At 68.0% G+C, this 13,273-nt stretch carries 15 protein-coding genes; 5 read left to right on the top strand and 10 right to left on the bottom strand.

The annotated features are described in order from the left end of the window. Position 1: 1 nt before the first annotated feature. From rpl12p to B4589_RS05380, 3 genes are read right to left on the bottom strand one after another with little or no spacing between them, the layout of a single operon-like run. Positions 2 to 346: a 50S ribosomal protein P1 gene (gene rpl12p / locus B4589_RS05390; protein ID WP_079233310.1), complete on the bottom strand. Its 345-nt coding sequence runs from the start codon at positions 344 to 346 to the stop codon at positions 2 to 4. A 6-nt stretch (positions 347 to 352) separates the two neighbouring features. Continuing rightward, positions 353 to 1,402, bottom strand: a complete 1,050-nt coding sequence (locus B4589_RS05385; RefSeq protein ID WP_079233309.1) for a 50S ribosomal protein L10 — start codon at positions 1,400 to 1,402, stop codon at positions 353 to 355. Next, a complete protein-coding gene (locus B4589_RS05380) occupies positions 1,399 to 2,037 on the bottom strand; it encodes a 50S ribosomal protein L1 (RefSeq protein ID WP_079233308.1) in 639 nt (212 codons plus the stop codon). The genes B4589_RS05385 and B4589_RS05380 overlap by 4 nt, the downstream gene beginning before the upstream one ends. A gap of 240 nt (positions 2,038 to 2,277) precedes the next feature. Here B4589_RS05380 and B4589_RS05375 point away from each other — a divergent pair, with 240 nt between their 5' ends. Genes B4589_RS05375 through bcp form a run of 4 tightly spaced genes read left to right on the top strand, consistent with a single transcriptional unit; the run spans position 2,278 to position 5,636 of the window. Further along, entirely contained in the window at positions 2,278 to 2,913 is a 636-nt protein-coding gene (locus tag B4589_RS05375; RefSeq protein WP_079233307.1) for an IS6 family transposase, read from the top strand. Between the two features lie 60 nt (positions 2,914 to 2,973). Further along, positions 2,974 to 4,149: a DNA primase catalytic subunit PriS gene (priS, locus tag B4589_RS05370; protein ID WP_079233306.1), complete on the top strand. Its 1,176-nt coding sequence runs from the start codon at positions 2,974 to 2,976 to the stop codon at positions 4,147 to 4,149. A gap of 54 nt (positions 4,150 to 4,203) precedes the next feature. Further along, positions 4,204 to 5,118, top strand: coding sequence for a hypothetical protein (locus tag B4589_RS05365; protein ID WP_079233305.1), 915 nt, complete (start codon positions 4,204 to 4,206; stop codon positions 5,116 to 5,118). Between the two features lie 59 nt (positions 5,119 to 5,177). Beyond that, positions 5,178 to 5,636 (top strand): thioredoxin-dependent thiol peroxidase, encoded by a 459-nt coding sequence (bcp, locus tag B4589_RS05360; RefSeq protein ID WP_079233304.1) that lies wholly within the window; start codon positions 5,178 to 5,180, stop codon positions 5,634 to 5,636. Between the two features lie 4 nt (positions 5,637 to 5,640). Here the strand turns inward: bcp and B4589_RS05355 are convergent, their stop codons facing one another. From B4589_RS05355 to B4589_RS05335, 5 genes are all read right to left on the bottom strand, one after another. Further along, positions 5,641 to 6,597, bottom strand: a complete 957-nt coding sequence (locus B4589_RS05355) for a DMT family transporter (protein ID WP_079233303.1) — start codon at positions 6,595 to 6,597, stop codon at positions 5,641 to 5,643. A 120-nt stretch (positions 6,598 to 6,717) separates the two neighbouring features. Continuing rightward, complete coding sequence (locus tag B4589_RS05350; RefSeq protein WP_079233302.1) at positions 6,718 to 6,942, bottom strand: hypothetical protein; 225 nt, start codon at positions 6,940 to 6,942, stop codon at positions 6,718 to 6,720. Between the two features lie 46 nt (positions 6,943 to 6,988). Beyond that, positions 6,989 to 8,035 (bottom strand): geranylfarnesyl diphosphate synthase, encoded by a 1,047-nt coding sequence (gene idsA3 / locus B4589_RS05345; RefSeq protein WP_079233301.1) that lies wholly within the window; start codon positions 8,033 to 8,035, stop codon positions 6,989 to 6,991. A gap of 2 nt (positions 8,036 to 8,037) precedes the next feature. Further along, positions 8,038 to 9,384 (bottom strand): RNase J family beta-CASP ribonuclease, encoded by a 1,347-nt coding sequence (locus tag B4589_RS05340; RefSeq protein WP_079233300.1) that lies wholly within the window; start codon positions 9,382 to 9,384, stop codon positions 8,038 to 8,040. Between the two features lie 211 nt (positions 9,385 to 9,595). After that, positions 9,596 to 10,690 carry a DUF63 family protein gene (locus tag B4589_RS05335; protein ID WP_079233299.1) on the bottom strand — a complete coding sequence of 365 codons (1,095 nt, stop codon included), beginning with the start codon at positions 10,688 to 10,690 and terminating at the stop codon, positions 9,596 to 9,598. A gap of 99 nt (positions 10,691 to 10,789) precedes the next feature. Between B4589_RS05335 and B4589_RS05330 the strand changes: the two genes are divergently transcribed. Further along, positions 10,790 to 11,158, top strand: coding sequence for a hypothetical protein (locus B4589_RS05330; protein WP_176330495.1), 369 nt, complete (start codon positions 10,790 to 10,792; stop codon positions 11,156 to 11,158). A 19-nt stretch (positions 11,159 to 11,177) separates the two neighbouring features. Here B4589_RS05330 and B4589_RS05325 read toward each other — a convergent pair whose 3' ends face one another. Both B4589_RS05325 and B4589_RS05320 read right to left on the bottom strand, forming a co-directional pair. Next, entirely contained in the window at positions 11,178 to 11,627 is a 450-nt protein-coding gene (locus tag B4589_RS05325; RefSeq protein WP_079233297.1) for an Lrp/AsnC family transcriptional regulator, read from the bottom strand. A gap of 564 nt (positions 11,628 to 12,191) precedes the next feature. Then, positions 12,192 to 12,998, bottom strand: a complete 807-nt coding sequence (locus tag B4589_RS05320; protein ID WP_079233296.1) for an inositol monophosphatase family protein — start codon at positions 12,996 to 12,998, stop codon at positions 12,192 to 12,194. Positions 12,999 to 13,273 lie beyond the last annotated feature (275 nt).

Genomic DNA, 13,273 nt, shown 5'->3' with positions numbered 1-13,273 from the left:
TTTAACCGAACAGCTCGCCCAGCCCTTCGCCGGACTCGCCCTCGTCCTCGTCTTCCTCCTCTTCCTCGGCCTCGGCCTCGTCGGCCTCGTCCTCGGACTCGTCTTCCTCCTCGGCTTCGTCGGCGCTACCGCCAGCGCCGCCGGCGGCCGCACCGCCCGCGGCGGGCGCGGCGGCGGCCGTCTCGATGGCGTCCTCGATGTCGACGTCCTCCAGCGCGGCCACGAGGGCCTTGACGCGGGACTCCTCGACGTCGACGCCCGCGGCTTCGAGCACCGCGGTGACGTTCTCCTCGTTGATCTCCTCGCCCGATTCGTTCAGCGTGAGTGCAGCGTAGACGTATTCCATTGTAAGTTACCCGAACATCTCGCCGAGACCCTCGCCGCCGGCGTCCTCGTCGTCGTCGGAGTCGTCCTCCGGTTCGGACTCGTCGGCGTCCTCGGCATCAGCTTCTTCGTCGCCCTGTTCCTCGTCCTCGTCGACCTCCTCGGTCGCTGCCGGGGCTTCGACGCCCTGCAGCTCCTCGGGGAGCGCCTCCTCGTCGTCGATCTGGGCGGCCAGCGCACGCAGCTGAGCGTCCGCCTTGCCGATCAGATCGGGCGCGAGCTCCTCGTTGACGATCGTCGCCTCGAGGCCGACGGATTTGGCCTCGCCGGCGGCCTTCGCGAGCAGCGTGCCCGCGTTCTCGGCCGTCGGGTAGGCAGCGTTGACCGAGAGGTTCCGGGCAGCCGCGGCGGCGGCCTGGACGTCCTCGCGGTACTCGTCGACGTCGATGGCGAGCTCGTCGGGCTCGAACAGCACGCCGTCGGCGTACACGGCGCGCAGGTCGAGACCGACCTCCTTGGGCTCGATACCCATCTCGGAGAGCACGTTCGCCAGGTCCTCGGAGACGGTCTCCCCGGCGTCGAGCACGTGGGAGTCCTCCGTGACCTTGATCGACCCCTCCATGATCCGCGCGGAGGCACCGACCGACTGGAGTTCGCCCACGAACGGGCCGGGGTCGATCCCGGTGTCACCCTCGGGGATGACGATGTCGTTGGGGGCGACCTCGCCGGCGCCGATCGGCGCCGGGGTCTTCGAGGCTTCCAGCTCCTTGTACAGCCCGAACGGGTTGTCGTTCGTGCCGACGAAGGCGACCTCGCCGCTGATCTGCTCGGCGAGCTGTTCGAGCCCCTCGTCGACCTCCTGCACGGCGCGGGTCATGAGCGTGTTGCGGCTCATGCGCACCTCGGCGGTGCCGTAGAGCCCGCGGCGCATGCTCTGGAGCTGTCGCGAGGGGATGCCCGTGACGCCGACGACGCCGACGGCGTCGTAGCGCTCGAGGAAGTCGACGAGCTCGTCGACCTCCTGCTGCTTCCACTCGGGCACCGTGTCGGTCTTGCGGACGTTCTCGGCTTCGCTCATGCGGGCACCTCCACGGCCGGCCCCATCGTCGTCTTCACGTAGATGGAGTCGATGTTGAGGGGGCCCTTCTCGAGGTCGGCTTCGAGCCGTCGGACGATGACGTCGATGTTGTCCGAGACCTCGTCGGGCGTCATGTCCTGGGCACCGACGCGGGTGTGGAACGTCCGGCGGTCACCGGAACGCAGCTGAACGGTGTTCTTCATCCGTTCGACGGTCTCCACCACGTCGTCGTCGGGCTGGAGCGGGGTCGGCATCTTCCCTCGCGGACCGAGCACGGTCCCGAGGTAGCGGCCGATGTCTTGCATCATCGCGGCCTCCGCGATGAAGAAGTTCGTATCGTCGGCGAGGTCTTTCGCCTCGTCGTCGTCGTCGCCGAGGTCCTCGAGCTCGTCGGGGCCGAGCACCTCGTCGGCGACCTCCTCCGCCCGGACGGCGGTCTCGCCGGTCGCGAAGACGACGATACGTGTCTCCTGTCCTGTTCCTGACGGGAGCACGACGCTCTCGTCGACCCGGTTCGACGGGTCGTTCAGGTCGATGTCGCGCAGATTGACTGCGAGGTCGACCGTCTCGGTGAAGTTCCGAGGCGGCGCGTCCTCGAGTGCGCGGGATACTGCTTCCTCTATTGAATCTGCCATCTTTCACCTCCGTAGTACGCGTAGGCGGCTCCTACGGGTGAGTGAAACAGGCTACGCCTGTCTCACCCGAATCGACGGCGATGCGAGACTTAAAGCCGTCGAACTGGAGAGCCGCCGAAACCCTACGAGGGCAGCGCCTCGCCCCCTGTGACGCCGTCCCGTAACGTGGGGCGACGGGGCGTCGCCGGGCGGTGTTCAGATAAGGATGAAGAGTGAGGCGGAGCGATCTTCTAGTGGTTCATGCCAGAAATCGCCCGCCTCATCGAAGGTAGCGACTGCTTCGAGTTAGATTTTCTGGAGCGAGAGGCGACACCCGAGTCCGCGATGAAGCTCGGTATCCGACTCCATCTGGCTGGACTATCACTTTCGGATACCGTTTCAGTTCTCGATAGGTTGGGTGTCGAACGCTGTCGCACGACCGTTCACAACTGGGTGCAGAAGGCCGATTTACAGCCCCTCGACGGTGCGAACCTGGATCACGTCGCGGTTGACGAGACCGTGATCCAACTCAACGACGAACGGTTCTGGCTGTACGCTGCTGTCGATACCGACACGAGCCGCTTGCTGCATGTCAAGCTCTCTCCGACGAGAAATCAAGCGATCACCGAGATGTTCCTCACTGAACTCCGCGAGAAACATCTCGTCGATGACGCAGTCTTTCTCGTCGATTCTGCACCGTGGCTGCAAGCAGCTCTCCACCGCCATGACCTCGATTACAGATACGAGAAACACGGTAATCGGAACAGCATCGAACGTGTCTTCCGAGAACTAAAACGTCGAACTAACCAGTTCTCAAACTGTTTCAGCAACGCCGAAGCAGACACCGTCGAAAATTGGCTTCAAGCATTCGCCTTCGCATGGAACCAGCTTATCTGAACACTACCGCGTCGCCGAAGGCAAAACCCTATACCCCGAACTGCACAAGCGGGCACAGGAATGGAGGACCGCACGCGCAACTACCTTCGGGGGCGCTTCGGCGACTACTACGCCGATGCGGAGCTCTCGGTGCCGCCCGAGCCGTCCGCTCGCGAGTGGGGCCACATCCCCTACACGGAGAGCGAGGGGACGACGATGGTGCGCCACCGCTCGCTGCTGGACATGGGCGGGGACGCCCAGTCGGTCCGGGAGTTCCTCGAACGGGAAGCCCCCCGGCACGCCTACTTCTCGGCGGCGCGCTACGACGACCCAGCCGACCGCACGATGGCCGAGAAGGGGTGGCGCGGCGCGGACCTCGTGTTCGACCTCGACGCCGACCACCTCCCCGGCGTCGACGAGGCGGAAGCCAGCTACGCGGGGATGCTGCGGGAGTGCAAGAAAGCGCTCCAGCGGCTGCTCGGCCTGCTGCGGGAGGATTTCGGCTTCGACGACGACGAGCTACTGGTGGTGTTCTCGGGCGGCCGGGGGTACCACGTTCACGTCCGCAACGACGCGCTGCTCGAACTCGACAGCGAGGCGCGCCGCGAGATCGTCGACTACGTGCGCGCGGTCGATCTCGACCGCGACGGGCTGATCCGCACCGTCTCCCGACAGGGCACCACCCGCCGCGAACTCAAAACCCGCGGCGGCTGGGGGCGGCGGGTCCACCGCGAACTCGTGGAGTTCGTCGCCGACCTCCGGGAGATGGACCGCGAGGACGCGATGGACGAACTCACCGCGTTCGACGGCATCGGCGACGGCCGCGCGGGCACGATCCTCGATGCCGTCGAGCGCAACCCCGCCGCGATCCGCGAGGGGAACGTCGAGGCGGGCGGCCCCGGCCTGCGAAAGCTGGTCGAGGCGCTGACCGCGCAGGTCGTCGGCAACGAGACCGCACCCATCGACGAGCCAGTGACGACCGACGTGCGCCGCCTGATCCGCCTGCCGGGGACGCTCCACGGCGGCACGGGGTTCGTCGTGCAGCCGATCGACCCCGGCGACCTCGACGCGTTCGATCCGCTGGAGGATGCCGTCGCGGGCCGTTTCCGCGGGCAGCGCATCATGGTGGACGTGACCGAGCCCGGCCCGGTCGACGTTGGCGCCGAAACAGCTATGGACCCGGGTCCGCAATCCGTGGAAGAGTACGTCGGCGTGTTCCTCATGGCGAGGGGGCGCGCCGAGAAAGCCGCAGAGTAACCGAACGACCCCGTAGGGCGCCGTCGCGCCACCCACACGAGCCAGAAACACAGCATGGATATCGACGAACTTCAGACCGTCCAGAGCAAGGAGCGCCAGAAGGACAGCCTCCAGCACCTGCGGGACTCGTTCTACGAGGACGTCGCGGCGTACATCGAGGAACTGAAAGAGGAACGCGACCGCGTGGCCGAGGAGGCCGACGACCCGTTCTCGGACCCGGAGGTCTCCCGGCTCACCGACGACATCGAGCGCGCGGAGGACGTGGTCGAGGCGGTGTACGAGCGCCGCGTCGGGAAGGTGGTCAAGATGGCCTCCTTCGCGGCCGCGGACATGCCCGTCGAGGAGGAGGGGCTGACCACCCAGGAGCGGGACCTGTTCGAGGACATGGTCGGCCGCATCGGCGAGAACCGCTCGCGCGTGCTCGACATCCTCGCGGGCGAGGGCGACAGTATGCCCGCTTCCTCCGCCGGCGCGCCGGGTGCCCAACCCGAACCGACCGAGGAGACGACGGAGACGAGCGAGTCGACGACGGCCGGGAGCGACCGATCGCCGCCGGCCGACGAGGGTCCCGCACGCGACGAGCCGGCGGTCGGCACTGGTTCGGCCACGCCCGAGCCGTCGACGTCCGAGGAGCCGGACGACGCGCCGCCGGCGCCGCCGGACACTCCGCCGGGCGAGACGGAAGAGGGACCGACCGAGGAGCCGGTCGATCCGCGTTCGGACGGCGGCGTCGCGACCGCGACGGCGGACGGCGCCGAGGCGGCCGCAGGTGACGACGCGAACCCGGCGACCGCCGCGGACGACGACGACGCCGACGACCGGACCACCGTCCGCGTCACCGAGGACGTTGGGCGCATGCTCGGCGTCGACGACCGGGAGTACGAGCTCAAAAGCGAGGACGTGGTGTCGCTGCCCGCGGACAACGCCGAGGCGCTGCTCCAGCGCGAGGCCGCCGAACGGCTCTGGTGATCCGGCCGGCGCTCGCTGGTAACGGAAAGCGTTAGTTCCCGCCGGTCGCAGCCCCACCCATGCTCGAGCCCGGCGACGACGCGCCCCAGTTCTCGCTCCCGAACCAGGACGGCGAGACGGTCTCGCTCTCGAACCTCCCCGGCGAGTACACGGTGGTCTACTTCTACCCCCGCGCCGACACCCCCGGCTGCACCACCGAGGCCTGCTCGTTCCGCGACGACTGGGACGCCTACGAGGATGCGGGCGTCTCGGTCGTGGGGATCAGCGACGACCCCGTCGAGGACCTCGCCGACTTCCGCGAGAAGTACGACCTCCCATTCGACCTGCTCTCGGACGAGGACGGCGAGGTGGCCGCGGCGTACGACTCCTACGGCGAGAAGAACGTGTTCGGCAACGAGGTGATGGGCGTGTTCCGCAACACGTTCGTCGTCAAGGACGGCGAGATCGTCGAGGTGTACGAGGGCGTCGACCCCGAGAACCACGCCGAGGAGATCCTCGGCGACCTCGGCCTGAACTGACGGCTCAGGCCGTCAGCCGGTCCAGTTCCTCGCGGACGACCTCGCGGTTGAGCACGAGAAAGCCCAGGAGGATACACGCGAACCCGGCGACGGCGGCCGGCGGTAACGACTCGTCCAGCAGCGCCCACCCCGTGAGCGAGGCGACCGGCGGCACCGCGTAGCTCACGAGGTTCGCGGTGAACGGCCCCCGGCGGCGCATCAGCGTGAAGTACGCGCCGTAGCCCACCGAGCTCGCGACGACGCCGACGTAGGCCACGGCGACCCACGTCCACCGTCCCGAGGGCACCATCAGCTCCTCACCCAGCCCGAGACTCGCGGCGTGGAGCATGATCGCGCCGAGCCCCATCGCCCAGCCCGTGGTCGGGAGGCTGGCCATCGGCGCCTCGACGCGGCGCAGCAGCACGCTGCCCGCGGCGACCGAGATGACGGCACCGAACACCAGTGTCGCACCGAGCGCGTCGGGGCCGAGCAGTTCGAACGCGCCGTCGAGGATTGCGGGCGCCGCCGCCGGCGGTTCGGCCGCGACGGTCGGCGACGGCTGCGCGATCAACACGACGCCGATCAGCCCGAGCGCGATTCCCACAGCGTCACGGGGAGCGAGCCCGTCGCTCGCGAGCAGTAGGGCCGCAAACCCCACCGTGAGCACGGGGTTGAGGCTGTACACGACCGACGCGACCGAGCCGGAAGTGTAGAGCTGGCCGAAGAAGAGGAAGAACACGTTGCCGAACACCAGCAGCGCCGCCGCGACGAGGATCGCCTGCAGGTCCGCGCGGGTCCGGGGGAGGTCCAGCCGTCCCAGCGCCGCGAGCGCGCCGATCGTCACGACTGCGCCGACGTCGAAGCGAAAGCCCGCGAACAGGATCGGCGGGATCGTCTCCAGGCCGACTTCGATGGCGGAGAACCCCACCCCCCACGCGACGGCCAACACCGCGAACAGCCCGGCGTCCTGGTAGCGGGACACGTCGGAACTGGCGGCGGCGGCGGCTTGAGCGTGTCCATCCGTGCGGGGTTCGCCGCTTTCGGTTGCGGGTTCGTCAGAGACGACGGCGGAGTCGCCGTTCCACGTCGAACTCCGGCGAGTTCAGCGCATCAGCCTCTCGAACAGGGGGTCGACGTACTCCCACTTGGCGTCGACGAGGAAGGGGAGCGCGAACAGCACGAGCACCGTCGCGCCGCTCGCGATGTCGCCCGGGAGGCCGAACGTCGGGAGCACGGAGCCCGCGAACGCCCCGGTGTGGGCGCCGGCGATCACGAACAGCAGTTGGCGCACGGAGCGGCGACGGCGGTCGCTGGGCGAGGAGTTCATACGGGAGGGTCGCCGGGGGGTCGTGAAAACCGATTCGGCTCGGGGCTCAGTAGCCGCGGTTGATCAGGTAGTCCGCCAGATCAGCGAGCAGCCGGCGGGCCTCGTTCTCCGGCAGCGCGTCGAGATGCCCCTTCGAGCGGTCGGTCAGCTCCTGGGCCTTCGAGCGGGCGTACTCGATGCTGCCCGCGTCCTCCAGCCGGTCGACCGCGTCGGCCACCTCGGCTTCGGTGAGCTCGTCGGCGCTCTCGGCGTCGACGAGGCTGTCCACGTCGACGCCCTGCTGGCGCGCGTGGAGCGTGATCAGCGTCTCCTTCTCGCCGACGAGGTCCGAGCCGCGCTGCTTGCCCAGCTCCTCGCTGGACACCGTGAGGTCGAGCAGGTCGTCCTGGATCTGGAACGCGCGCCCGGAGTCGATCCCGTACTGGCGCAGCGCCTCGACGGTGTCGTCGCCGGCACCCAGCAGGATCGCGGGGATGGCCGCGGAGGCGCCGTACAGCACGGCGGTCTTGAGTTCGATCATCTCCAGATACTCGTCGGGCAGCACGCCCGAGCGGTTCTCGAACTCCACGTCCAGCGCCTGCCCCTCGCAGATCTCCGTACAGGTGCGCGCGAGGCGGTTCGTGGCCGCGACGGAGAGTTCAGGCCGGCTGCCCGTGTCGGTCATGAACTCGAACGCCTTGGCGTACAGCGTGTCGCCCGCGAGGATCGCGGTCGACTCGTCGTACTCGCGGTGGACCGCCGGCACGCCGCGCCGGAGGTCGTCGTCGTCCATGATGTCGTCGTGGATCAGCGTGAACGACTGGATCACCTCGATCCCCACCGCCGCCCGCATGAGGTCGACTTCGCCGTCGAACAGCGCGGGGAACGCGCGGTAGTCGGCGCTCCCCGGCTCGACGTCGGTCAGCGCCTCGCCGACGAGCAGACACACCGTCGGGCGCAGTCGCTTCCCGCCGGCGTCGAGCAGGTAGCGGGAGGCCTCGTACAGCCGTTCGGGCTCCTCGATCGGGAGCTCCTCGACGATGGCGTCGTTGACCCGCTCGCGGCGCTGTTTCACCGCGGCGAGCAGCCGTTCGACCGTCGCGTCCTCGCTCATCGTTACTCCGTGAGCTGGTGGACCTGGCCGTTCCGGGAGAGGTGGATGTCCTCGCCCAGCGTGTACCCCTCGGACTCACACATGTCGACGTACTGTGCGGCGTTCTTGAGGTCCTGGTGGCCCGGGAACACGTTCTCGGGCTGGAGCGCCTCGAGCATCTGGTAGTGGCCCTCCTCGCGCAGGTGGCCCGAGACGTGGATCTCGTCGTAGATGTGGGCTCCCTGCATCCGGAGCAGCTGCTCGGACTGGTAGCGCTGGCCCTCGTTGGTCGGCTCCGGGATCACGCGGGCGCTGAAGATGACCTTGTCACCCTCCTCGATGTCGTAGGGGGTCTCGCCGCGACCCATCCGGGTGAGCATCGCGCGGGGCTCGCCCTGGTGGCCGGTGACGATCGGGAGGTAGTTCTCCTTCCCCTCCTTCATGATCCGCTTGAACGTGCGGTCGACGGACTTGCGGTGGCCGTACATCCCGAGGTCGTCCGGGAAGTCGACGAAGCCGAGGCGCTCGGCCGTGCCGGAGTACTTCTCCATCGAGCGACCGAGCAGCACCGGCTCGCGGCCGATCTCCTCGGCGAACTCCACGAGGCTCTTCACGCGGGCGATGTGGCTGGAGAAGGTGGTGGCGACGATGCCGCCGTCGTAATCCTCCAGGCTCATCATCACGTCGCGCAGGTGCTCGCGGGCGACGCGCTCGGAGGGCGTCCGGCCCTTCTTCGCGGCGTTGGTGCAGTCCTCGATGTACGCCAGCACGCCCTCGCCCTCGCGGCCGATCTCGCGGAACCGCTCCATGTCGATCGGGTCGCCGATGACGGGCGTGTGGTCCATGCGCTTGTCCAGCCCGTACACCACGGCGCCCTCCGGCGTGTGGAGCACGGGGTTGATCGCGTCGATGATGGAGTGGGTGACGTTGACGAACTCCATCTCGGTCTCGTCGCCTATCTGCATCGTCTCGCCCGCCTCCATCTTGATCAGGTCGTTGTCGACCTCGAACTTGGACTCGCTCTGGATCTGCTGTTTCGTCAGCTCGATGGTGAAGGGGGCGCCGACGACTGGGGCGTCGTAGCGGTGGGCCAGCTTCGAGATGGCGCCGATGTGGTCGAGGTGGCCGTGCGTGGGCACGATGGCCTGCACGTCGCCCTCGATCTCGGACATGACGCGGTCGTCCGGGATCGCGCCCATGTCGATCAGGTCGAGACTGTGCATCTGCTCGGTCTCGACGTTGTCGTGGATCAGGACCTTACTCAGGTTCAGACCCATGTCGAAGATGACCACGTCCTGTCCCGCGCGGACTGCTGTACACTGTCTACCGACTTCCTCGTAGCCGCCGATTGTTGCGATTTCGACTTCCATAGTTGGATGCACTCAAAGCCACGTTCGTGGCGGTGTGCGTACTGAAACAGCCGCGAGTTCTGGGGGTCGTGGACCCCGGCGTCTTACAGCGCGTCGGTCACCGATCCCCGCAACGCCCCGTCGGCGTTTACCCGCGGGATGTTCTTACCCGGTCCTTCTGGGTCCGGGGGTAAAAATGGCGCGGGTCGACGATCGGTCGAACGCCGACGGCTCAGACGCCGAAAACGGAGCGGAGCAGGTCTCTCGACCCGGGGCCGAGCCCGACGGCGCTGACGGCGATCAGCAGCAGCGTCGTGTACCGCGGCGTCTCCTCGACCAGGTCGGGCTCGAACACCCAGATCAGGAACGTCGCCGCGGCCATCTTCACGACGAGGAACGGCCACGCGGCGCCGAAGAAGTCGACGATGAACTGGTTGGCGGGGTGTTTCGGGTTGAGGTTGTACGGCACGCCCAGCGCTTTCAGGTAGTCGAGGCCGATCACGTTCGCGGCGCCGTCGACGGCGTGGGCGACGAGCACCATCGCGCCGGCCAGCCCCGTCCCCTCGTTGATCTCGGGGGCGACCGCCTCGATGGCGTACCACGTCGCTGCGGCCGCGGCCGCCGAGAGGCCGACCATCGCGATCAGCACCAGCGGGTAGAACGTCACCGCCGACTCGGTAGCGGCGAGGTAGGAGAGGTAGACGATCGAGAGCAGGAAGGCGACGGCCCCCATCGCCCCGAGAGGGTACTCGTAGCGATCGACGTACCCCTGTCGGGAGAGCCCCAGCGCGGCCAGGATGCAAGCCAGCGCGATCACGAAGATGGTGAAGTAGATGATCGGGCTGATCAGCAGCGTGTTCAGCGGGTAGTCGAACCAGCTATCGCCGATCGCGTTGTGAGCGTCCTCGACGGTCCGCAGCGCGCCGCCGAGCAGCATGAACGGCACCATCGCCCAGAACAGCCCGCGGCGCTGGCCGATACCCAGGCGTTCGAGCAGCATCACGACGCCGGTGATCGTCAGCAGCAGCGAGACGATGTAGCCGATCTCGCTGACGACCGTGTAGCCGGGGTAGGCGACCGGCTCGGCCGCCGCCTGACACGCGGACGAACTGTACAGGTACTCGACGGTGCTGCCGGGGCGGATCGCACAGACCGCGTTGTGGGCGTCGGCCTGCACCGGCCCCCAGAAGTAGTGCCAGATGAACCCGTCGTAGACGGTTTCGGGGGCGATCAGCGACCCCCCGACCAGCGCCACCAGGAGCGCCCCGACGGTCCCGGCCCAGAGTCGCTCCGGGTTCTCGTCGGCCCGCTCACGGAGGGAGAACATACCTCAACACCGCACAGCGTGGGGCTTCAGGGTTGCGGTCTCCCACCCGGCCGACGCCGGACCAGTAACGTTACCTCACGCGATCCCTCCATCCGGGGTATGGTTACTCCGACACCGATGCTCGTGGCGGGCGGCGTCGCCGTCGCCGCGATCGCGGTCTACGCCGCCTACCAGAAGGGGAAGGCCGACGGGGTCGCGAAAGCCCAGCGCGAGCAGTCCCAGCAGGCTCACGAGGAAGCCACCGAGCGGGAGCCGCCGGTCGACGTCGGCGACCGCGTCTCGGTGGGCATCAAGGAGTTCAAAACCCACCACTCGGGCGAGGAGGTCGCGGTCTGCAAGAAGCAGGGGTTCGTGATCTTCGTGAACGACGTGCCCGACAGCGCCGACGTCGGCGACGTGATCGACGCCGAGGTCGTCTCGTTCGGGGAGGAGCGCACCTCCGCACAGGCGGAGTACGTCGACGGCTGAGTTCCGGCGATTGCCCGAGTCAGATCGGCAACCCGTCGGCCTCGTAGTCGGTGCCCAGGACGACCATCGTCTGTGATCGCGTGAACCCCTCGGTGTCGGCGATGTGGTCGAACATCAGGTCCCGGAGCCCGTCGGTGTCCTCGGCGTGGACCCGCACCATCACGTCCCACTGCCCGGTGGTGAGGTGGACCTCCTTCACCTCGGAGAGCCCGGCCAGGTGAGCCAGCGCCTCCTCCTCGCGGCCCTGTTCGGTGCGGAGGCCGACGAACGCGCTCACGCTGTACCCCACCGCGTCGGCGTCGACGCTCGCGTGGTACCCCTGGATGACGCCCTCCTCCTCCATGCGGTTCACCCGGTCGTGGACGGTCGCGCTGGACATGTCGATCCGGCGCGCCACCTCGCTGAACGGGGTCCGGGCGTCCTCCTGGAGGATGCGGAGGATCTGCCGGTCCGTCTCGTCGAGTTCCATGGGTGGGGGTCCGGGGTGGAGGCTCTTTGCGGTTGTGACTGTGGCGGCGATTCTTATCTGGAAGGAAGATTTTCGGTGAGAGGTGTTTCAGTAGTGGGACTGGGTAAGATACGGGTTATTCGTATTCGTTAGGTGTCTCTCGTGTCGTAGCTTCGACTGTGGTCGACAACACCGTGAAAGCCTCTGTCGACTCGGAGTTAGTTTCGTTTCCGGAGTTGGCGAGCAGGGGCGACAACACGGTGAAAGCCCCAGTTCGCTCGGCTCGGGGGACTCGCTGCGCGCCTCGCTCCGTTCGCTTCGTTCACTCCGCTGCGGTGCTTGCGTCGTCCGCCATCGCCGAGCGAACTGCCCCTTTCAGTCCCACCCAGACCGCACAGCCCACATACCTCCCCAGCCGACTCACTCGCTCACATCCGTTCGCTCGATCGTCCCTCGCGCTGAGGCACGGCACAAGGCCGTGCCCGCCCTCGCGCCACCGCAGCCGCAAGCAATGACTGAGGAATCCACAGAGACGATTCTCGTTAACGTTGCCTCCACCGAACCACACCAGAACGCCGCCGAGAATCAGCACGCGTCGTCGATCGCCTGCGCCGCCTCGAGCATCTCGTCGTGGAGTTCGCCGTTCGAGACCACCAGCCCGCGGGCGTCGTGGCGCCACGGCTCCCCGCGGAGGTCGGTCACTTCCCCGCCGGCCTGCCGGACGAGGTGGACGCCCGAGATCGTGTCCCAGGGCTTCGTCTGGACGTTGGTGATCACGCCCTCGACCGAGCCGGCGGCGACCATCGCGAGCGCGGCCTGTGCGCTGCCCGGGCGTCGCAGGTCGGCGAAGCGGGTCACGATCGCCTCACACGCGCGGGCGTACTCGTCGCGGCGCTCGCGGGGCCACCAGACCGTCGGGACGACTGCCGCGCGTTCCGGGTCGGTCACCGAGGAGACCGAGATCTCGGTGCCGTTGCGGTAGGCGGCCTCCCCGTCGGCGGTGTACACGTCGTCCATCGCGGGCAGGGAGTTACAGGCCGCGACCGGCTCGCCGTCGACGACGCAGGCGACCGCGGTGGCCCAGGTCGTGAGTTCGCGGACGTAGCTGTTCGTGCCGTCGATGGGGTCGACGATCCACGCCGGCCCGGTTTCCGGCACCGACTTGAGCGCGTCGCCCTCCTCGCCGACGATCGGTTCGTCGGGCCGCTCCTCGCGGATGATCTCCTCGACCTCGCGCTGGGCCGCGTGGTCGGCCTCCGTCACCACGTCGGTCTTCCCCGCCTTCGTCTCGACGGCGACGCCGGTGCGGAAGAACTCCTTCGCGACGTCGCCGCCCGCGACGGCCGCCCGGCGGGCGAGCGCGGCGCGACCGGTCGCTCCGTGTTCGTGCATGGTCATCGACCTGCGGGAGCCAGCCACAAGAACCCCCCGCCTACGCGTCGCTCCCCAGCCGCTCGTGGCGCGGATCGAAGGAACCTCGGGGAGCGAACTTTGGAACGATCGATCGACGGCGGGGGAGCCCTTCGACCCGGGGGGTCGTCGGCGCCACCGGGGTCGCGATCGGGCGCCGCCGTCGGAATCCTCCGCTAACACGCCACACGCAAGCGTCACGGTGTCGTCCCGAGGCGATAAGCTTCAAGGCAACGCCGTGGGAACCTGCAAGGTGT

Source organism: Halolamina sp. CBA1230, assembly GCF_002025255.2.
Taxonomy (GTDB): Archaea; Halobacteriota; Halobacteria; order Halobacteriales; family Haloferacaceae; genus Halolamina.
Note: the sequence above shows the minus strand (reverse complement) of the source record. Positions and strands in the feature narration are given on the sequence as shown.

Excerpts from the sequence above, each read along its gene's own strand:
- B4589_RS05340 (WP_079233300.1), bottom strand. The coding sequence starts at position 9,384 with ATGGAAGTCGAAATCGCAACAATCGGCGGCTACGAGGAAGTCGGTAGA.
- B4589_RS05330 (WP_176330495.1), top strand. The coding sequence starts at position 10,790 with ATGGTTACTCCGACACCGATGCTCGTGGCGGGCGGCGTCGCCGTCGCC.
- bcp (WP_079233304.1), top strand. The coding sequence starts at position 5,178 with ATGCTCGAGCCCGGCGACGACGCGCCCCAGTTCTCGCTCCCGAACCAG.
- B4589_RS05380 (WP_079233308.1), bottom strand. The coding sequence starts at position 2,037 with ATGGCAGATTCAATAGAGGAAGCAGTATCCCGCGCACTCGAGGACGCG.
- rpl12p (WP_079233310.1), bottom strand. The coding sequence starts at position 346 with ATGGAATACGTCTACGCTGCACTCACGCTGAACGAATCGGGCGAGGAG.
- B4589_RS05320 (WP_079233296.1), bottom strand. The coding sequence starts at position 12,998 with ATGCACGAACACGGAGCGACCGGTCGCGCCGCGCTCGCCCGCCGGGCG.
- B4589_RS05350 (WP_079233302.1), bottom strand. The coding sequence starts at position 6,942 with ATGAACTCCTCGCCCAGCGACCGCCGTCGCCGCTCCGTGCGCCAACTG.
- B4589_RS05335 (WP_079233299.1), bottom strand. The coding sequence starts at position 10,690 with ATGTTCTCCCTCCGTGAGCGGGCCGACGAGAACCCGGAGCGACTCTGG.
- B4589_RS05365 (WP_079233305.1), top strand. The coding sequence starts at position 4,204 with ATGGATATCGACGAACTTCAGACCGTCCAGAGCAAGGAGCGCCAGAAG.
- B4589_RS05385 (WP_079233309.1), bottom strand. The coding sequence starts at position 1,402 with ATGAGCGAAGCCGAGAACGTCCGCAAGACCGACACGGTGCCCGAGTGG.
- priS (WP_079233306.1), top strand. The coding sequence starts at position 2,974 with ATGGAGGACCGCACGCGCAACTACCTTCGGGGGCGCTTCGGCGACTAC.
- idsA3 (WP_079233301.1), bottom strand. The coding sequence starts at position 8,035 with ATGAGCGAGGACGCGACGGTCGAACGGCTGCTCGCCGCGGTGAAACAG.
- B4589_RS05325 (WP_079233297.1), bottom strand. The coding sequence starts at position 11,627 with ATGGAACTCGACGAGACGGACCGGCAGATCCTCCGCATCCTCCAGGAG.
- B4589_RS05375 (WP_079233307.1), top strand. The coding sequence starts at position 2,278 with ATGCCAGAAATCGCCCGCCTCATCGAAGGTAGCGACTGCTTCGAGTTA.